This window comes from Superficieibacter sp. 1612_C1 (assembly GCF_015234305.1).
In the GTDB taxonomy this organism is placed as follows: Bacteria; Pseudomonadota; Gammaproteobacteria; order Enterobacterales; family Enterobacteriaceae; genus Superficieibacter.
The window spans coordinates 295,444-313,808 of record NZ_JADGMI010000005.1 but is presented as its reverse complement, the minus strand read 5'-3'; the positions used below and the strand labels follow the sequence as shown (position 1 = coordinate 313,808).

Sequence of the window (18,365 nt, the reverse complement as noted above, 5' to 3'; positions counted from 1 at the left end):
GTTGGCATACGCTAACCAATTGAAAGCATTAACCCCTCACCCCGCAAACCTGTGCTCCGGCTCCATCTCAAGCGCCAGCGCCGTCAGCGCCTTTTTATTGCTGATAACATATCCGCCTTTTTGCTTTTCCAGCAAACCGTCGCGGGTGAATTGTGCGATCACGTATAATAAATGGCGATAGGACACGCCCATATATTCTGCCGCCTGGGTATGTTTTTCGTGATATAGGTCACAATGTTGCGTTAATAAAATAAACGCGGCCAGTCGGTTCTCCAGCGGAAATGACTGGTTCTGGGTCAGGGAGACAATATTACGGTAGTTTTTCTGGCTTAACGCAATACTGAGATTACGTAAGAACAGCGTGTCGTTTAATAGTAACGAACGAAAGGATTTCATTGGCAGAGCGAGGCACCAACACTCTTCAAGTGCCTGCACGGCGCGCGGTTCGTGGTGCTGATCCAGCAGTTCTATTTCACCGATAAAACAGGGTGCCCCGAAGAAATCAATCAGTGAAACCCGGCCATTGGCAAGGGTTGCATACAGTTTTGCTCGCCCACGGGCGAGGTAAAAGAGGTGCATCGGCTGATGGCCTTCTTTCACAATATAGTCACCGGCGACAATGCGAAATAATCGGGTATCATGCATGACATCAATAGAAAACTGATCGTTATAACCTGAATTTTTTATCAGTTGTTGCCTGAGATCGTCATTTTTTATTTCTTGCATAATAGTTTTCCGGTATGAGATTTCTCATATTTAGCATACGTTTTCTGTTGTTATGATTCAATCATCGACAGGGTTAGTTTTCCGTTGATGAAACGAAAATAACGTAGCAGCTAACAGAGGAAATAAAAAATGCAAAAGAGAAAAATTATTCTGGATTGCGATCCTGGTCATGATGATGCTATTGCGATAATGATGGCGGCGCGGCATCCGGCGATTGATTTACTGGGTATTACCATCGTGGCGGGTAATCAAACTCTGGATAAAACCGTGATCAACGGCTTAAACGTCTGTCAGAAGCTGGGAATTGACGTGCCGGTGTACGCAGGGATGCCGCAGCCGCTAATGCGTGAACAGATTGTGGCGGATAATATCCACGGCGAAACCGGGCTGGACGGTCCGGTATTTGAGCCGCTGACCCGTAAAGCCGAAAGCACGAACGCGGTTAATTATATTATCGATACGCTGATGGCCAGCGACGGTGATATTACGCTTATTCCCACCGCACCGCTGACTAACATTGCAGTGGCAATGCGGATGCAGCCTGCGATTATTCCCAAAATCCGCGAAATTATCCTGATGGGCGGGGCCTATGGTACCGGGAATTTCACACCCTCAGCCGAGTTTAATATTTTTGCCGATCCGGAAGCGGCCCGCGTGGTATTTACCTCAGGCGCGCCGCTGGTGATGATGGGTCTGGACTTAACCAATCAGACCGTCTGCACGCCTGACGTTATTGCCAGGATGGAAAAAGCGGGCGGTGTCGCGGGGCAGCTATTCAGCGACATCATGAATTTCACCCTGAAAACCCAGTTTGAAAACTACGGCTTAGCCGGTGGGCCAGTGCACGATGCCACCTGTATCGGCTATCTGATTAATCCGCAGGGCATTAAAACCCAGGAGATGTACGTCGAGATCGACGTCAACAGCGGCCCCTGCTATGGCCGTACCGTCTGCGATGAACTGGGCGTTCTCGGCAAACCAGCGAACGCGAAAGTGGGTATCACTATTGATACCGACTGGTTCTGGGGACTGGTGGAAGAGTGCGTGCGGATGTATCACTAACGTGCCAGTAAACATCCTCTGTAACAGGCGAGCAGGGTAGCTGTATCGCCTGACCCCCTGGCACGGGCAGTCAGCGGTCGCCCGTAACGATATCAGACATACCAAAAGACCAATATAAAGGGATCATCATTATGGAAGTAATGAGAAGCGTTCTGGGTATGGTGGTATTACTGGCAATTGCTTTTCTGCTGTCAGTAAATAAAAAGCGTATTAGCCTGCGGACAACTGGTGCGGCACTATTATTACAAATCATTATTGGCGGTATGATGCTTTATCTGCCGCCGGGGAAGTGGCTGGCGGAAAAGGCAGCCAATGGTATTCATCAGGTCATCACCTATAGCGATGCCGGTAGCGCGTTTATATTTGGTTCGCTGGTTGGGCCGAAAATGGATACGCTATTTGACGGTGCCGGTTTTATTTTTGCCTTTAGAGTACTGCCCGCCATTATTTTTATCACCGCGTTAGTGAGCTTACTTTATTATATTGGCGTAATGGGGATACTGATCCGCCTCCTGGGTGGTATTTTTCAGAAAGCGCTCAATATTAGTAAGATCGAATCTTTTGTCGCCGTCACCACTATTTTTCTCGGGCAAAATGAGATCCCGGCGATCGTTAAGCCGTTTATGAATCGCCTGAACCGTAATGAGCTGTTTACCGCCATTTGTAGTGGAATGGCGTCGATTGCCGGTTCGACGATGATTGGGTATGCCAGCCTTGGCGTGCCGATTGAGTATCTGCTGGCGGCGTCGCTGATGGCGATCCCCGGCGGTATTTTGTTTGCCCGTCTGCTCAGCCCGGCAACTGAGCCTTCGCAGGTGACGTTCGATAATCTGTCGTTTAGCGAAACGCCGCCGAAAAGTCTTATTGAAGCGGTGGCGAGCGGGGCGATGACCGGTACTAAAATCGCGGTTGGCGTGGCAACGGTGGTGATGGCATTCGTGGCGATCATCGCGCTGATTAACGGCATTATTGGCGGCGTGGGTGACTGGTTCGGTTTTGGTGACGCCACGCTGCAAAGCCTCCTGGGCTATCTCCTTGCGCCGCTGGCCTGGCTGATGGGCGTTGACTGGAGCGATGCGACGCTGGCGGGAAGTTTGATTGGGCAAAAGCTGGCGATTAACGAATTTGTGGCTTATCTCAGCTTCTCACCATATCTACAGGCAGCCGGAACGCTGGATGTGAAAACCATTGCCATTGTGTCATTCGCCCTGTGCGGCTTCGCCAACTTTGGCTCCATCGGCGTGGTGGTCGGCGCGTTCTCCGCCATTGCGCCCCAGCGGGCGTCCGAAATTGCGCAGCTTGGTATGCGCGCGCTGGCGGCGGCAACGCTGTCAAACCTGATGAGCGCCACCATCGCCGGTTTGTTTATCGGTATGGCCTGACGAAGGCGCGCCGGGAAACTGGCGCGCACTTTTATTACCCCCGCAACTCCTCAAACGCCGCCCGAATCTCCTCTTCCGGCAACTGGACGCCGATAAACACCAGCGTGCTGTGCGGCGGCTCGTCGCCCCACGGGCGGTCCCAGTCGGCGCTGTACAGCCTCTGGACGCCCTGGAACAGCAGGCGGTTCGGTGCATCCTTGATCCACAGCATACCTTTATAGCGCAGCAGTTTTTCCGCTGACTCCAGCAGCAACGTCTCCATAACGCGCGACACGCCGCTGATATCGACCGGGTAATCCAGCTCGACCACAATGGACGAGATGTCGTTCTGCTTGTCGGCCATAAAATGAAAGCGCGGTTTAGCGGCGACCACGTTCTCTTCCAGCATAAAACCGTTGGTGTTAAACAGCAGGGAAAGGTCGACATCGCCGTAAGTGGCGGTATAAATCGGCGCGCGGGCGTTGATGCGCGTCAGACGATCACGCAGTTTTTCCGTCTCTTCGGCGACGTCGGTTTTGGTCAGCAGAATGCGATCCGCATAGCCCACCTGCGACTGGGCGAGGGTGAACTGGTTCATCTGCGCGTCGGCATGAACGGCATCGACCAGCGCTATCACGCCGTCCAGCAAATAGCGCTGGCAGAGGATCTCATGCGAGAAGAAGGTCTGAATGATCGGGCCGGGATCGGCCATGCCGGTGCATTCAATCACCAGGCGGTCAAAGTCGATTTCTCCCCGGTCGAGACCGTCGAGCAGATCCAGCAGGGCATCTTCCAGTTCGTTGGAGCGGCTACAGCAGATGCAGCCGTTCGTCAGGGTTTTGATCTGCGTTGCGCGATCGCCAATCAGCTGATCGTCAACGGAAACTTCGCCGAACTCGTTTTCGATCACGGCAATTTTTAAGCCGTGGTGTTCATTAAGGATATGGCGCAGGAGGGTAGTTTTCCCTGCGCCAAGAAAGCCCGTAAGGAGGGTGACAGCAATCGGCGTCATAATCGTTCCTATTAACAGCAACTGCTTCCGCCGCTACCGTAGCGCGCTTCCTGGCGCTCGCGGAAGAACTCGTTGTAGGTCATGTAAGGTTTATCCGGATGGTTGGTTTTCATATGATCAACATAGTTGTCATAGTCCGGAATGCCAATCAGCATCTTTGCCGCCTGGCCGAGGTATTTTTTTGCCTGTCCTAAGTTACCAAACATTGCGCCATCCAGATATGAATAAAGCCAGGCGTCGGCTTGCGCCCCGTCTGGCTCAGGTTCAGGCCGGATAAGCGAAAGGCTATCCGGCATTAACATTAATGGTGTGAAGAGGTTTTCACGCCACCTTCTGGCACCGGAACGAACGGTGTTTCTTTATCCGTGCGGCCGTTGGTATTACGCGCTTTCATCCAGGTTTTCAGGCCGTAGAAGATAATGCTGTAGACCACCACCAGGAACAGAATACTTAAGCCCGCGTTGGTGTAGTTGTTCACCACGATATGATTCATGTTCGCGACTTCCTGTGCGGTCAGTTCACCACCGGCGGCAATACGTTCTTTATATTGGTTCGCCATGTAGAAGAAGCCTTCCATCTGCGGGTTGGCGCTGAACAATTTCAGGCCCAGCGCCCAGGTGGTGCAGATCAGCAGCCATACCGCCGGGATCACAGTGACCCAGATGTATTTGGTGCGCTGCATTTTAACCAGGACTACGGTGCCGAGAACCAGCGCGACGGCGGCCAGCATCTGATTCGAGATGCCGAACAGCGGCCACAGACTCTTCACGCCGCCCAGCGGATCGACCACGCCCTGATACAGCAGGTAGCCCCACAGGCCCACGCAGCCTGCCGTACCGATAGCTCCTGCTACCAGCGAGTCGGTTTTCTTCAGGAACGGCACGAAGTTACCCAGCAGATCCTGCAACATGAAGCGGCCGGAACGGGTGCCTGCATCCAGTGCGGTCAGGATAAACAGCGCTTCAAACAGGATCCCGAAGTGGTACCAGAAGCCCATATCCATCGCCGGAATGATCTTGTGGAACACGTGAGCGATACCGACCGCCAGCGTCGGCGCGCCACCGGCACGGTTCAGGACGGAAGGTTCGCCGATATCTTTCGCGGTTTGCAGGATCTGCTCAGGCGATATCACAAAGCCCCAGCTACTGACGGTGGCCGCCGCATGAACAGTAACGTCTTTAAGCTGTGCCAGGATCACCGGCGCGTTTTCAGTACCCAGCTCATGCAGGTTCGGCATGGTGATGCCGAGGCCCGCTGGCGGGGTGTTCATCGCAAAGTAGAGGCCCGGTTCGATGATAGAGGCCGCCACCAGTGCCATGATCGCCACGAAGGATTCCATCAACATCGCGCCATAGCCAATGAAACGCGCGTCGGTTTCGCAGGCCAGCAGCTTCGGTGTGGTGCCGGAGGCGATCAGTGCATGGAAGCCGGAGACCGCGCCGCAGGCGATGGTGATAAACAGGAACGGGAACAGTGCACCTTTCCACAGCGGACCCGTGCCGTCAATGTACTGGGTCATGGCGGGCATTTTCAGTTCCGGGTTGAGGATCACGATGCCAATTGCCAGACCGACGATCACGCCGATTTTCAGGAAGGTCGCGAGGTAGTCACGCGGGGCCAGGATCAGCCATACCGGCAGCAGCGCGGAGATAAACGCGTAACCAATCAGGGTAAAGGTGATGGTGGTATCTTTGAAAGTCAGCGCCGGGCCCCAGTACGGGTCGTGCGCGATCACGCCGCCAAAGTAAATAGAGGCCACCAGCAGCACAATACCAATCACTGATACCTCGCCCACGCGACCGGGGCGCAGGAAGCGCATGTAAATCCCCATAAACAGCGCAATCGGCACCGTTGAGCAGACGGTAAACACGCCCCACGGACTTTCGGCCAGCGCTTTCACCACGATCAGCGCCAGCACGGCGAGGATGATGATCATAATCAGGAAGCAGCCAAACAGCGCGATGGTGCCAGGGACCGGGCCCATCTCTTCTTTAATCATCTCGCCGAGAGACGCGCCGTTACGACGGGAAGAGATAAACAGCACCATAAAGTCCTGGACCGCACCGGCAAGAACCACCCCGGCGAGTAGCCACAGAGTGCCGGGCAGATACCCCATCTGCGCTGCCAGCACCGGCCCGACCAGCGGACCCGCGCCCGCGATGGCCGCAAAGTGGTGACCAAACAGCACGTTACGGTTAGTCGGAACGTAGTTCAGACCGTCGTTATTGATGACCGCTGGCGTTGCGCGCGTCGGGTCAAGCTGCATCACTTTCTGGGCGATATAGAGGCTGTAGTAGCGGTACGCCACCAGATAGACCGAGACGGAGGCCACTACGATCCACAGGGCGCTGACGTGCTCACCCCGCCGCAGGGCGACAACCGACAAACAGAATGCACCGATGATCCCGAGGATCACCCAGGGTATGTGCCTGAAAAGTTTTTTAGTATCCATAGTGAAACCTGGCTATTTAAGAGAATAGTATGGGTAAGAAGTGTTCTGAAATTGCTATGTCAGCGCGGATGATGCCAGAGGCGCGCGCGTAAAAAATGGGCAATTTGCATGAGTGGTCGTATGCAAAATTAAGCGGTCAGGGAGGGGCGCGAGTGGTTGGCGGAGGTGAAGGAAATAAAAGCAATATGTGATTGAGATCACAATAAAAAACTGGATGAAGGACGCCATATACACGGAACGACCTGCATCAAAAATCATTTATAAAGCGACGAACGCAGCACGATTTTCCGTAAAGTTTTCTCTTCCCAGGCCGAAAACCCGATATCAGTTCAATGGAAGAGAAAACATGTTAAATCGTATCAAGATTGTCACCGGCTTAATGCTGGTGCTGGGACTATTCGGCCTTTTACAACTCACCTCGGGCGGTCTGTTCTTCAACGCCCTCAAGCATGACAAAGAGAACTTCACCGTCCTGCAAACCATCCGCCAGCAGCAATCCACGCTCAATGAGAGCTGGGTGGCACTATTGCAGACCCGCAACACGCTGAACCGCGCGGGTATCCGCTATATGATGGATCAGAACAATATCGGTAGCGGTGCGACCGTCTCTGATTTGTCGCAGATTGCCAGCCGCACGCTGAAGCAGGCTGAAGCAGCATGGGCGGAATACGAAGCGCAGCCGCGCGATCCGCGTCAAAGCAACGTGGCGGCGATGGAGATCAAACGTAACTACGGTATCTACCACGATGCGCTGGCGGACCTGATCCGACTTTTAGGTGCGGGTAAAATTAACGAGTTCTTCGATCAGCCGACCCAGGGCTATCAGGATAATTTTGAGAAGCAGTACCGTGAATATCTGCAACAGAACGACACCCTCTATCAACAGGCAGTTGAAGAAAACCAGGGGTCGTATAACCAGACGTTATGGGTGCTGGGGGGCACGTTACTGGTTGTGCTGCTGGTCATCATGGTGGTGTGGATGGGGATCACCCGCGCATTATTGACGCCGCTGCACCGTATTATTGAAAGTATCCGCCATATTGCCAGCGGTGACCTGGTCAAGCCCATCGACGTGGAAGGCTCTAACGAGATGGGACAGCTGGCGAACAGCCTGCGTCATATGCAGGGCGAGCTGGTACGTACCGTGGGTGATGTGCGCGACGGCGCGGATGCTATCTATAGCGGTGCCAGTGAAATCGCGATGGGCAACAACGATCTCTCTTCCCGTACCGAGCAGCAGGCGGCCTCGCTGGAAGAGACCGCTGCCAGCATGGAAGAACTGACAGCTACCGTGAAGCAGAACGCCGAGAACGCCCGTCAGGCCAGCCAGCTGGCACTGAGCGCCTCGGAAACCGCGCAGAAAGGCGGCAAAGTGGTCGACAACGTGGTGCAAACCATGCGTGACATCGCCGGCAGTTCGCAGAAAATCGCCGATATTATCAGCGTGATTGACGGTATCGCCTTCCAGACCAACATTCTGGCGCTCAACGCCGCGGTCGAAGCAGCGCGTGCGGGCGAGCAGGGACGAGGCTTTGCAGTGGTTGCGGGCGAAGTGCGTAATCTGGCACAGCGCAGTGCCCAGGCGGCGCGTGAAATTAAAAGTCTGATCGAAGACTCAGTAAACCGTGTCGATCTGGGTTCTACTCTGGTTGAGAGTGCTGGCGAAACGATGGACGAGATCGTCAATGCGGTAACCCGCGTGACCGACATTATGGGCGAAATCGCCTCCGCGTCTGACGAGCAGAGCCGCGGTATCGACCAGGTCGGGCTGGCGGTGGCTGAGATGGACCGCGTTACTCAGCAGAACGCCTCGCTGGTGGAAGAATCCGCCGCCGCTGCCGCCGCGCTGGAAGAACAGGCCAGCCGACTGACCCAGGCGGTCGCGGTGTTCCGTATTATGCAGGCGCAGCAGCGTGATGCGACGACGGCGAAAACCGTCACGGCTGCGGCTGCGGCTCCGGTGATGGCGCGTAAAGCGGTTGCCACCGAGGGCGGCGAGAACTGGGAAACCTTCTGATGCCCGGCTGAATAAGCCGGACATCAGATTGCTGACAAACGTTATACCGTAGAATGATGCCTGGCGGCGCTTCGCTTGCACAGGCCTACGGATTACGAATAAAGTATTGATATTGATGCATTTTGTAGGCCGGGTAAGGCGAAGCCGCCACCCGGCAAAACGGCGAATAAAGTTCGATTATTAACAGTTATTGCCCGGTGTTTTCCGCGCCGGGCAACTTTTTTCCGAGGAGGCTCGTAAATATCTATACCCGAAATGGACGTGAGGGCGAGCGGTGATACAGTCCGGCTACTTTCTCTTATCCGGGCACGGATCGCCATGAAAAAGAACCACACTGTTACACCCCATGATGCCGTTTTTAAACAATTTCTCCGCCATGCGGATACCGCGCGTGATTTCCTTGATATTCATCTTCCTCCAGCATTACACCAACGATGCGATTTACAGACGCTGAAGCTGGAGTCGGCCAGCTTCGTGGAAGAAGATCTCAGAGCATGTTACTCCGACGTCCTTTACTCAGTAAAAATGCAGGATGATGACGGGTATATTTATGTTGTGATTGAACATCAGAGTTCGCCCGATAGCCATATGGCATTTCGTTTGATGCGTTATGCTATCGGTGCCATGCAGCATCATCTGGATGCCGGACATAAACAGCTACCGCTGGTGGTCCCAATGCTGTTTTATCATGGCGTCGAGACGCCTTATCCCCGGCCGCTTAACTGGCTGGCAGAATTCAGCGATCCGGCGCTGGCCCAACAGCTTTACTGCCAGCCCTTTCCGCTAATTGATATTACCGTTATTCCGGATGACGTGATAATGCAGCATCGGCGGATTGCATTACTGGAACTGTTACAGAAGCATATCCGCCAGCGCGATCTTGCCGGATTACTCGAGCAACTGGTCACGCTATTATTGCCGGGATATACTACCCACAGGCAACTAGTAACCTTGTTTAACTATATCGGTCAGTACGGCAGCACCCTGGATGCTGGCACCTTTTTCCGCCAGCTGGCGCGCCGTTTACCGCAACATGAGGAAACGTTGATGACCATTGCTGAACAGCTGGAGCAGAAGGGCCGCGAGGAAGGACGTGAAGAAGGCCATAAAGAAGGCCGCCGCGCGGAAGCGCTGAGGATTGCCCGTAATCTTCTGCGTGATGGCGTAGGCCAGGAAAGTGTGCTGCGCGCCACGGGCTTAAGCACCAGCGATTTACAACGCCTTTTGCCGCAGTAAGTAAACGCCCGGCAGGCAGCGCCAGCCGGGCGGCAAAGACAGATTATCCTTCCGATTTAACCACTTTGATATCCACCATCCCAATCCCCAACTGACGCGGAGAATGGCCGAGAATATTGCCCTCGTTAGTGGACTGCGGTTCTGGCGGGACAATCACCAGCGTTTTGCTGCGCGACGGATTGTCAAAATGCAGCGTAGTGGTGGAAACCTCATTACTTAAAGTCAGTATCTGCTCTTGATTGCCCACGCGTACCGGGATAGGACGATTAGCGTTGGGTCCCCAGGCTTTCGCGGTGATCACCAGATCGAATTTCTCCGGTAGCGGCGCTTTGTACTCAATCTTCACCTCTTTGCCGAGCTGTGCGTTGGACCAGCGTCCCCAGGACTCCGGACGCGAGATGCCGCTGAACTGCTGCACTTCCTCCGGCGCGCCTGCCACGTTAAAGACAAAGCTGTCGGCTTTATAGCGGATATCGTTATCGACGATTTTGAGCAGATCAACGTTGTGCTTGTAGCGATCGGTATCGATCACCGTGTCTTTGAAAGCCGTTTTCCCTTGCCACTGGGCTTTATCAACGTGCTGTACCTTTTGCTCTCCACCCAACTGGCCCTGCGAAACACACCAGTCGGTAGAGAGTGCGAGCGCAGGTGCCCACAGCTGCGCCATTTTATAGCAGCGATCGACCCAGACGAAGTTGTCACGCGGGGCAAAGTCCGCCAGCTGGAAGCGCAATGGAGCGGAGTATTCACTCTCCGGTAGCGGCTCGACGCGTTTATCCGAAATACGCAGTAACAGCGGTAGACGGAAATGCGTACCCGAAAAGGCGATAGTATTTTTCTCGCTGTCGACGGTAAATTCTTTCATCTCTTTGGGGAATTTCCATAGCCGCACGATATCGGGCTTCCAGCCCATCACTTTCTCTTTCATGTTCAGGAATACTTCGGAAAGCGACTGCCCGGACAGGCTGCTGCGCCCGAGGCCGATAAAATTATCGCCACCCATAATATCCAGCACCGTTACGCCGTTATCCATGGTATTGCGTTTTACGCCCGAGACATCCTGCTGGGGCTTATCGCCGCGCAGGATAAAAAACAGATCGTTGCGATCCTGCTTATTCAGGTACTTCCAGGCGGTGTTATTCATTGCCAGATGATCGGACGAAACGACAATCACCGTATTTTTGAACCACGGCGACGCTTTAATTTTTTCGATGAGTGCGGCAATGTGCTCCTGGCTACAGCTTACGGCGCTGAACGACTGGTTTGGTTTACCGTCGTACTGGTAGCTTTTTCGCTTACAAGTACGGGAAATAAAGCCGTCAGGGTGATGGGTATCAACGGTCAGGGCAAACAGCGAGAAGCGCTTACCGCTGCGGGAAAGCTCCTCGAATTTCTTCCAGGTTTCATCCAGCACGGTGTCATCGTAAAAGCCCCAGTCGTTACGGTAGCTCGGATCGGCAACGGTGGTTTTGAGTTCTTCTGCACCGTAGAGGTGATCGAAGCCGTGAGATTTCAAAAACACATCTTTTCCGGCAAAGCGCAGGTTGGCCCCCTGCATGAAATAGTTTTCATAGCCGGAGTTTTTCAGGATGTCGCCGAGGCAGATATTCTGCGGGAAGAAGCTGGACACCGAAGCCGAGGCATTGCCTTCAAACGGGGCAAACAAAGGAATACCGCACTGGGAGGCGACCATACCGGCAATCGTGTAGTCGGTTCCGGGCAGCTGCGCAGTATGGCTAAAGTCGATGCTTTCTTTTTTTATGGCACCGAGTTCAGGAGCCAAATCGGGAAAAGCCTCTTCATCAAAATAGGTGCGTTCCAGACTTTCGCCGTAAATATAAACCAGGTTCAGCTTCGGATTGGCAATGCTTTTCGCCGGTTCTTTGTACCAGTCGGCAAAATCCGGATCGCCGTCGCGGGATTGCGATTTTACCAGCTCGGTGATTTGATGAAACGCGGGGCTGGCGTCAACCGAAGCCAGCGCCAGCACCAGCGCGAGCAAACTGTATCCCAGATGATGCGGATGATGACGACGGCGGCGTAATACCCAGCCGAGCGCGAAAAATACGCCGACCAGTGCCAGTATCAGGCCGACACCCGGCAGAATATATTTACTGACGCCTGCGCCGGTGAGGCTGTTGGTCAGGGTATAGAGGACCGCATCGTTAATGCCGTCGCCGGTAAAGTAATCGCTGGCGTAAAGCGTAATATTTAATACGACAAACACGCCCAGTACTGCCAATGTGACGGCAAACCACCAGGTATTACGGCCAGCTTTCCAGGCGTAAATCACCACGGAGGCCAGAAACAGGGCAATAGAAATGAGTTCTGACAACGGGATATCCTCAACAGCGCCAGGCCCACCTGGCTTAACATCGTTTTTAAGCGCCTACAATGTAATGGTGTTGCCGCATTGCTGCAATTATGGCGTCATAAAAATGTGCTGTGGTTCGGAATTCGCCTGAAAGGGGCGTTTTACGATGGTTATCGCATTATTGTGAGGCGGGAAGGAGGGCCGCGCAGTTGCTGGCGCGGCCACAGAGGAAATCAGGAGAGGAAGTTAACGCCCTGTTTTAATACTAAGTCGCAGGCTTTGGTTTTCACCTTCTGGGCCAGCGGCGTATCGCCGAGATTGCTCAGGTTAAGCTGCTCGCCATTTTTGGTATTCAGCAGGCCCTGAATACCTTCCAGGTAGTTGGTATCTTCTTTCTGTTCCTGCTGATTTAAGCCTAATTTATCCAGCACCTGATTTTTAATGTTCTCGGTGCTGGTCACCGAGGCCAGTTTCTGTTTGGCGCAGTATTGCAGGATCCCCGCGGCGTTATTCATTGTGTCGGCGCTTAACGCCTGATTACCACCGTTAAGCAGGCTGCCCAGCGAAGAGAGCTGATTACCGTTCTGGCTGTTTAACTGGCTGGCCGCGCTGGAGAGCGAGTCCTGCCAGCTGGCGGCATGGGAGAAGCACGCGGCGCTGAGGAGTGCGCCGCAAAGCAGGGATTTTGCAGTTTTCATAGTCATACTCACGTTGAACAGGGCCGATTTCCTCTGAGTATACCTCGCCTGCGGGCAAGAATTATCTCAATACTCTTTGCCGGTCACGCGGCTGCGGTAGCTGTCCCAGTTGAAGATCACCCACAGGCTGTTGCCAAGGCGCATTCGGTCCATTACCCGTTCACCAAGCAGTTTGTTCATCTCCTCGATGTTGCTATTGGTCAGCATCCCGGTCGGGCGTTTGGAAGAGGAACGGCGATCGACGATCTGATTAATGATCACTTTTTCATAGCGCGATTCGTTCTGCATACCAATCTCATCGATCACCAGCAGATCGACACGACTCAGATCGGTGAGCAGTTGTTCTTCGCTGGTTTCCCGGTTGCCGAACGAGTCTTTCATCGCCGACATAATATCGGCTACCGTAATAATCAGTACCGATTTGCCGCGCAGCAGCAACTCGTTACAGATCGCCGCTGCAAGATGGTTTTTACCGGTTCCGGGCTTGCCGGAGAAGATGAAGCTGGCGATATTGCCATCAAACTCTTCCACGTACTGCCGTGCCTTTGCCAGCGCATTCATTTGCCCTTCGCTTTCCACGCGGTAATTTTCAAAAGAGCAGTTTTGATGCAGAGGACGAATGCCGGAGCGGTTAAAGGTTCGCTGCATTTTCATCGCCCGATTTTCACGTTCGATGGCGGCGGAACGGATGTCACCCTGCTCCTTTTGCCAGGCCAGCAGTTCTTCACCCGTTTTGAATGCGGGTTTAACGTGCGATGGCATCACTTTCTGCAAACGTTTCATTAATTCGCCGACGTTTTTCATGGTCAACCTCTGAAGCCGGGGGGGATATGATCGTCTGGTTCACTCAGGCTATTGATATCACGTTTTGCCGTCCCGCCACTACTGGCCCGGCTTATTTGTACGCTGCGCGCCAGTTTTTGCTGCCACTGGACATGATGGAAGACTCTGCCTTCGGCCTGCCAGTAAGCGATAAACGAGGCCAGTTCTTCTGCCGTGACGGGCTGAGACAGGGCAATGCCCCACAAGGCCGCGAGGCGCTGGAAATCCGCATCCGGCTGCCAGTCGGAATACATGGCGAATTTACCCATCGGCACGGCCACCGGTGCGGCGGCCGGCTCTTCATATAAACGCTCGTCCAGCGTAACGTCGCTGCCCGGACGCGCCAGTTTAGCCTCCAGCGCCAGCAATTGCGCCAGACGGGCAGGGGAGAGTGCGTAAAATGCCGGGGCATTATTGGCAAATACCGCGACCGCCTGCCCCTCTGCCTCTGCCAGCACGCTGGCATAATTCTGCATAAAGGCGTCGATACCGACAACATCAGGCGTCAAGATTCTGGAAGACATACGCTATCTCAATACATAAAAGGGGCGACTGGGTAATAATGGCACATAGTAACACAGTGCACCGAATGGCTGGCAGGCGGGAAAGGGATTAAAAAAGCGTACTGGCAACCCGGTGGTCGCCCCGTTGACTACGGAGCGTTTACAACCGCCTGCTTCAATGCCAATGCCGACCTCGCCTTCATCGTTCACTATAAAATAGCGTGCACAATGTAATGGCAAGCGATTATAAAAACTACCTTTAGGGATTTTATTACACCCGAGGACGCTTCCGGTAGAGCCACAGACCGGGGATCGACAGCCCGATGGAAAGCGCACCCACAATAGAAGACGCCTTCAGAAAATTAGTCAGCAGCATAATCATCAGATCCTCTGAATAGCCAAAGTGGCTAATTTTCACCGCCGAGACCATAGCGGTATAGGCGGAAATACCGGGGAACATGGGGATCACCGCTGCCACAGTGAAAATTTTCGGGTGCGCCAGATACCAGCGTGACCAGCGAATACCGATGGTCCCCACCAGCATCGAGGCCATAAACGTTGACCACTCGATATTAAAACCGGCGGTAAACATCACCATTCGCGAACCATGTCCGATAGCACCCAGCAGCGCACACCAGGGAAGCGCCCGGTGAGGCACGTTAAACACCATCGCAAAGCCGACCGCAGGGATAGCGGAGAGCAGCATGTCCTGTATCAGCGCCAGCAGAAAATCGATTACGCCCATCCGCGCAGCCCCCATAATGTCAGCGCCATAACCACGCCAATACAGGTCGCCAGAGTTAACAGGCTGGCGATGGCCCAGCGGGCAAGCCCGGTATTAATATGCCCTTTAAACATATCCGCCACCGCGTTAATCAGCGGAAAACCCGGCACCAGCAGCAGAACGCTGGCGGCCATGGCGACGCTCGGGGTGTCATGGAACAGGGGCAGTCTTAACAGCAATCCGGAAACGGTGGTAGCGACAAAGGCGGTAATGCAGAAGTTAATTTGTGGATGCAGAGAGCGATGGGTCAACACCTGGCGCACATACATGGCCACCGCGCTGGCGCAAAAAGTGATAAAAGCACCGTCCCAACCGCCGTTATTCAATTTACAGAAGCAGGCACAAGAGAGTCCGACCATCAACACCAGCAGCCAGCGCGGATAACGTAGCGGTTTAATATGGCTGAACCGTTTTTCAACATCCCGGTAATCCAGAAGCTTATGTTCCGCCATAATGACAATGTGCTGAACTTCGGTCACCACATGCATATTAATACCGCGATCGCTATTTTTACGCGTCGAGGTCAGGCAGAGCCCGTCTTTAATGGTGGTTAAGACGATGGCATTAGAGGAGATCGAGCTTTCAACGCTGTCCATCCCCAGCGCGCGCCCCAGACGCGTCGATAGCTCCTCCACGAGTGCGCTTTCCGCGCCGTGCTGCAATAGAAAAAGCCCACATTGAATACATAATCGCGTAATGGTTCGTTGTAATGACTGATCAACTTGCATGGATCGCCCTGAAATGGAAAAAAAGAAAAAAGCAGCGCATAAAGCTGTTTTACCATGAAGTAACTATGCGATGGCTGTGGCTAAGATCAAAAAACGTGCAAAAAATCCCCGGTTCTGAAACCGGACTTACTGCGGCAGCAGATCAGAAAGAGAGTGCCTGCGATGACGAGTAGTGTTAAAGTAACAAGCTCGCTTTTAAAAAACACAGTCAATATTTACGTAATGAATATTTTTAGTTTTTCTTAAAAAACATTTCTTTTTTTCTAATTTGGAATTGATTAAGTTTTTTCTAGTATTGTGAGATATTTACGCGGTTCACATTATCCTGCGAAAGGTATAATGTAATACACGAAACTGTTGTACGTTGTTAAATGTACAATAATGGACACTTACAGGGAAGAGAAAGATTCACTAAGTTGCATATGAATATATAACTTTTATTTATTCATATGAATGATGTATGCGGTCATAAAATAAAGTGATTCTTCGACAGGATGCGGAGGGTATTTGTATGGTATCAGGACATTGCAAGCATGGAGTCATTATCAGCAAGATACCGGTAATGCAAACCGGACTCAGCGGAATAATGGAACTGCATTTCCCTGACTATGAACTTACCTCATGTCAATCTCCTGAAGAGTTAACGCTTTTCCAGCTTCGCCGCGCCGCTCTGGTGCTGGTCGATCTTTCTGGTGAGTTTCGCCATGCCCGCACCATTTGCGAGCAGTACTATGCATTAATATCGCAATACCGTGATATTCACTGGATATTTCTCGTTTCCCGCTCCATTTACCCGTTAGCCGTCGAATTTTTAATGCGTCCTGAAAGCACATTGCTTTCTGATGCAGAGCCTGTCGATCACGTGGTCAAAGCGATTCATGCGGGTGGGCTTTCTGCGGAGCGTATTAGCCAGACGTTACTGGCAGCTGAGACGCAAGAAACCGTTGGCGAAGAAGACTCCCTGGCTGTGCTGACGCTATCTGAACGTAAAGTGCTGCGTCTTCTTGGGAAGGGCTGGGGAATTAATCAGATTGCGGCATTACTGAAAAAAAGCAATAAAACCATTAGCGCGCAAAAAAATAGTGCAATGCGCCGTTTAGCGTTACGCAGCAATGCGGAGATGTACGCATGGATAAATAGCGCACAGGGAATGAAAGAGCTGAATTTATTTTCAGCCTATGGAGATTCAATCGAATGGAAAAGAGCCCCGCAAAGCGACATGTCGCTATCGTAGAACCTTGCAGAATGACCGAAGTTGGGCTTCGTCATCTTTTTGGAACGGCGTCTACTAATAGCTATACGATACATTTTTTTAGAGACTACGTTGAGTTGAAAAAGGCGCTCAGCACGCGTGGTTTTTTTTCAGTCATTTACTCACTTTCAGGCAGCAGGGAACAGCGGCGTGAAGGACTGATGCTGTTAAGCGAGCTGAGTCAACTGTATCCAAAAACGCAGAGGATCATGCTGGCAAATGATGAGCGTGAAGCACGCCTGGTCAGTCACCTGGCCCCGTCAGGCTTACATGGCATTATCAGTAAAACGGCACCTCTGGATGTATTGCAGGCCCAGTTGGTTACGCTGCTGCGTGAAACCCGTCGGGTTAATGTAAATGCCCATAATCACTGGTACGTCAGCAGTTCCCGGATGCTCAGCCCAACGGAACGCGCTATTCTTCAGTTTATGGCTTACGGGTATTCCATGCCTGAGATTGCCGCGCAGCTTGAGCGCAACATCAAGACGATTCGCGCGCACAAGTTTAATGCCATGACCAAACTGGGCGTAAGCTCTGATATGGGGTTGTTGCACGCGGCGGATATTCTGATCAACATCCCGCTTGCGGGTGAGGAATATGCGCTGGGGGAAGGTGCCATCGTCGCGCATTAAGACCGCACGACTCTGGCAAAGGACACTCTCCTTTGCCAGTTTCCTCTACAGGCAAACATCTACCCAGGTTGCATCAGTCAGCTGCGCCATGCGCTCCGGCGCGATCCTCACCGCGCTATGAATTGCGCCTGCGGCAGGTAAAACCTCCTGATATTGCCGCAGCGAGATATCACAATACACGGCCAGCGGGTTTTCCAGCCCAAAAGGGCAGACGCCGCCCACCGGATGACCCGTCAGGATGACGACTTCATCGCTACTTAGCATCCGCGCTTTCGCACCAAATACCGATTTCAGTTTTTTATTATCCAGCCGCGCATCGCCTTTCGCCACGACCAGAATCACTTCATCTTTGACTTTAAGCGACAGCGTTTTCGCAATTTGCCCCGGCTCAACACGATGAGCGGCAGCGGCAAGCGCTACGGTGGCAGTACTTTGACTGAGTTCAATTATTTCAACATCGGGTGCGCGATCGGCAAAAAACTGTCGCACAGATTGCAGACTCATGAGGATCTCCTGACTATTATCCGTTTTAATCTGTCACATACGCCAGGTCAATGTAAATAACTACCCTCATATGTCATGAATATTGAGATTTATCGATCCCCTTCACATTCGCTGCAACCGGTTACAGTAACCGGTTGCAGATTGGTGAAATGCAGTTTATTACTACGGCTGTAACTTCCACTGTATTGAAATAATAAGAGCCGTGCATGATAAATACCTTTGTGAACGAACGCGCTGGAAAATTACCCGGCATGGAACCGCG

General features: G+C 52.8%; 18 protein-coding genes. 7 read left to right on the top strand and 11 right to left on the bottom strand.

Annotated elements, in window-relative coordinates; all coding sequences use genetic code 11:
* Positions 1-36 precede the first annotated feature (36 nt).
* Positions 37-726, bottom strand: coding sequence for a transcriptional regulator YeiL (locus INT84_RS18260; RefSeq protein WP_194207929.1), 690 nt, complete (start codon positions 724-726; stop codon positions 37-39).
* 129 nt (positions 727-855) lie between these two features.
* Between INT84_RS18260 and rihB the strand changes: the two genes are divergently transcribed.
* Together rihB and INT84_RS18250 are read left to right on the top strand one after the other, a co-directional pair.
* The gene (gene rihB / locus INT84_RS18255; RefSeq protein WP_194207928.1) at positions 856-1,788 is read left to right on the top strand and encodes a ribosylpyrimidine nucleosidase; all 933 of its coding nucleotides are present in this window, start codon (positions 856-858) and stop codon (positions 1,786-1,788) included.
* Positions 1,789-1,919: 131 nt separating this feature from the next.
* A complete protein-coding gene (locus INT84_RS18250; RefSeq protein WP_194207927.1) occupies positions 1,920-3,170 on the top strand; it encodes a NupC/NupG family nucleoside CNT transporter in 1,251 nt (416 codons plus the stop codon).
* A 34-nt stretch (positions 3,171-3,204) separates the two neighbouring features.
* On the opposite strand, the gene yjiA is transcribed toward INT84_RS18250, so the two are convergent.
* The 3 genes from yjiA to INT84_RS18235 form a co-directional block, all read right to left on the bottom strand.
* Positions 3,205-4,161 carry a GTPase gene (gene yjiA / locus INT84_RS18245; protein ID WP_194207926.1) on the bottom strand — a complete coding sequence of 319 codons (957 nt, stop codon included), beginning with the start codon at positions 4,159-4,161 and terminating at the stop codon, positions 3,205-3,207.
* An 11-nt stretch (positions 4,162-4,172) separates the two neighbouring features.
* Positions 4,173-4,367 carry a YbdD/YjiX family protein gene (locus INT84_RS18240; RefSeq protein WP_103675748.1) on the bottom strand — a complete coding sequence of 65 codons (195 nt, stop codon included), beginning with the start codon at positions 4,365-4,367 and terminating at the stop codon, positions 4,173-4,175.
* 95 nt (positions 4,368-4,462) lie between these two features.
* The gene (locus tag INT84_RS18235; RefSeq protein WP_194207925.1) at positions 4,463-6,613 is read right to left on the bottom strand and encodes a carbon starvation CstA family protein; all 2,151 of its coding nucleotides are present in this window, start codon (positions 6,611-6,613) and stop codon (positions 4,463-4,465) included.
* Positions 6,614-6,959: 346 nt separating this feature from the next.
* Between INT84_RS18235 and tsr the strand changes: the two genes are divergently transcribed.
* Both tsr and INT84_RS18225 read left to right on the top strand, forming a co-directional pair.
* Positions 6,960-8,630, top strand: coding sequence for a methyl-accepting chemotaxis protein (gene tsr / locus INT84_RS18230; RefSeq protein ID WP_194207924.1), 1,671 nt, complete (start codon positions 6,960-6,962; stop codon positions 8,628-8,630).
* Positions 8,631-8,948: 318 nt separating this feature from the next.
* Positions 8,949-9,866 carry an Rpn family recombination-promoting nuclease/putative transposase gene (locus INT84_RS18225; protein WP_194207923.1) on the top strand — a complete coding sequence of 306 codons (918 nt, stop codon included), beginning with the start codon at positions 8,949-8,951 and terminating at the stop codon, positions 9,864-9,866.
* Positions 9,867-9,909: 43 nt separating this feature from the next.
* Here the strand turns inward: INT84_RS18225 and opgB are convergent, their stop codons facing one another.
* From opgB to INT84_RS18195, 6 genes are all read right to left on the bottom strand, one after another.
* Positions 9,910-12,201 carry a phosphatidylglycerol--membrane-oligosaccharide glycerophosphotransferase gene (gene opgB / locus INT84_RS18220; RefSeq protein WP_194207922.1) on the bottom strand — a complete coding sequence of 764 codons (2,292 nt, stop codon included), beginning with the start codon at positions 12,199-12,201 and terminating at the stop codon, positions 9,910-9,912.
* Positions 12,202-12,413: 212 nt separating this feature from the next.
* Positions 12,414-12,884, bottom strand: coding sequence for a DUF2501 domain-containing protein (locus INT84_RS18215; protein ID WP_176918614.1), 471 nt, complete (start codon positions 12,882-12,884; stop codon positions 12,414-12,416).
* A gap of 60 nt (positions 12,885-12,944) precedes the next feature.
* Positions 12,945-13,682: a DNA replication protein DnaC gene (dnaC, locus tag INT84_RS18210; RefSeq protein ID WP_176918613.1), complete on the bottom strand. Its 738-nt coding sequence runs from the start codon at positions 13,680-13,682 to the stop codon at positions 12,945-12,947.
* A gap of 2 nt (positions 13,683-13,684) precedes the next feature.
* Complete coding sequence (gene dnaT, locus INT84_RS18205; RefSeq protein WP_176918612.1) at positions 13,685-14,224, bottom strand: primosomal protein DnaT; 540 nt, start codon at positions 14,222-14,224, stop codon at positions 13,685-13,687.
* Between the two features lie 250 nt (positions 14,225-14,474).
* A complete protein-coding gene (locus INT84_RS18200; protein ID WP_176918611.1) occupies positions 14,475-14,948 on the bottom strand; it encodes a threonine/serine exporter in 474 nt (157 codons plus the stop codon).
* Positions 14,939-15,715, bottom strand: a complete 777-nt coding sequence (locus tag INT84_RS18195) for a threonine/serine exporter ThrE family protein (RefSeq protein ID WP_176918610.1) — start codon at positions 15,713-15,715, stop codon at positions 14,939-14,941. The genes INT84_RS18200 and INT84_RS18195 overlap by 10 nt, the downstream gene beginning before the upstream one ends.
* Here INT84_RS18195 and INT84_RS18190 point away from each other — a divergent pair.
* The 3 genes from INT84_RS18190 to bglJ all read left to right on the top strand — a co-directional run bounded on the left by INT84_RS18190 (position 15,697) and on the right by bglJ (position 17,599).
* The gene (locus INT84_RS18190) at positions 15,697-15,888 is read left to right on the top strand and encodes a hypothetical protein (protein WP_194207921.1); all 192 of its coding nucleotides are present in this window, start codon (positions 15,697-15,699) and stop codon (positions 15,886-15,888) included. The two genes, INT84_RS18195 and INT84_RS18190, sit on opposite strands and share 19 nt — an antisense overlap.
* Positions 15,889-16,226: 338 nt before the next feature.
* On the top strand, positions 16,227-16,949 hold the full coding sequence (locus INT84_RS18185; RefSeq protein ID WP_176918609.1) for a response regulator transcription factor: 723 nt from the start codon (positions 16,227-16,229) through the stop codon (positions 16,947-16,949).
* An 11-nt stretch (positions 16,950-16,960) separates the two neighbouring features.
* Complete coding sequence (gene bglJ, locus INT84_RS18180; RefSeq protein WP_194207920.1) at positions 16,961-17,599, top strand: DNA-binding transcriptional activator BglJ; 639 nt, start codon at positions 16,961-16,963, stop codon at positions 17,597-17,599.
* Positions 17,600-17,644: 45 nt separating this feature from the next.
* Here the strand turns inward: bglJ and INT84_RS18175 are convergent, their stop codons facing one another.
* Positions 17,645-18,103 (bottom strand): YbaK/EbsC family protein, encoded by a 459-nt coding sequence (locus tag INT84_RS18175; RefSeq protein ID WP_194207919.1) that lies wholly within the window; start codon positions 18,101-18,103, stop codon positions 17,645-17,647.
* Between the last annotated feature and the right edge of the window lie 262 nt (positions 18,104-18,365).

Coding starts and splice junctions, on each gene's coding strand:
- INT84_RS18260 (WP_194207929.1), bottom strand. CDS start 726: ATGCAAGAAATAAAAAATGACGATCTCAGGCAACAACTGATAAAAAAT.
- rihB (WP_194207928.1), top strand. CDS start 856: ATGCAAAAGAGAAAAATTATTCTGGATTGCGATCCTGGTCATGATGAT.
- INT84_RS18250 (WP_194207927.1), top strand. CDS start 1,920: ATGGAAGTAATGAGAAGCGTTCTGGGTATGGTGGTATTACTGGCAATT.
- yjiA (WP_194207926.1), bottom strand. CDS start 4,161: ATGACGCCGATTGCTGTCACCCTCCTTACGGGCTTTCTTGGCGCAGGG.
- INT84_RS18240 (WP_103675748.1), bottom strand. CDS start 4,367: ATGTTTGGTAACTTAGGACAGGCAAAAAAATACCTCGGCCAGGCGGCA.
- INT84_RS18235 (WP_194207925.1), bottom strand. CDS start 6,613: ATGGATACTAAAAAACTTTTCAGGCACATACCCTGGGTGATCCTCGGG.
- tsr (WP_194207924.1), top strand. CDS start 6,960: ATGTTAAATCGTATCAAGATTGTCACCGGCTTAATGCTGGTGCTGGGA.
- INT84_RS18225 (WP_194207923.1), top strand. CDS start 8,949: ATGAAAAAGAACCACACTGTTACACCCCATGATGCCGTTTTTAAACAA.
- INT84_RS18215 (WP_176918614.1), bottom strand. CDS start 12,884: ATGACTATGAAAACTGCAAAATCCCTGCTTTGCGGCGCACTCCTCAGC.
- dnaC (WP_176918613.1), bottom strand. CDS start 13,682: ATGAAAAACGTCGGCGAATTAATGAAACGTTTGCAGAAAGTGATGCCA.
- dnaT (WP_176918612.1), bottom strand. CDS start 14,224: ATGTCTTCCAGAATCTTGACGCCTGATGTTGTCGGTATCGACGCCTTT.
- INT84_RS18200 (WP_176918611.1), bottom strand. CDS start 14,948: ATGGGCGTAATCGATTTTCTGCTGGCGCTGATACAGGACATGCTGCTC.
- INT84_RS18190 (WP_194207921.1), top strand. CDS start 15,697: ATGACTGATCAACTTGCATGGATCGCCCTGAAATGGAAAAAAAGAAAA.
- INT84_RS18195 (WP_176918610.1), bottom strand. CDS start 15,715: ATGCAAGTTGATCAGTCATTACAACGAACCATTACGCGATTATGTATT.
- INT84_RS18185 (WP_176918609.1), top strand. CDS start 16,227: ATGGTATCAGGACATTGCAAGCATGGAGTCATTATCAGCAAGATACCG.
- bglJ (WP_194207920.1), top strand. CDS start 16,961: ATGACCGAAGTTGGGCTTCGTCATCTTTTTGGAACGGCGTCTACTAAT.
- INT84_RS18175 (WP_194207919.1), bottom strand. CDS start 18,103: ATGAGTCTGCAATCTGTGCGACAGTTTTTTGCCGATCGCGCACCCGAT.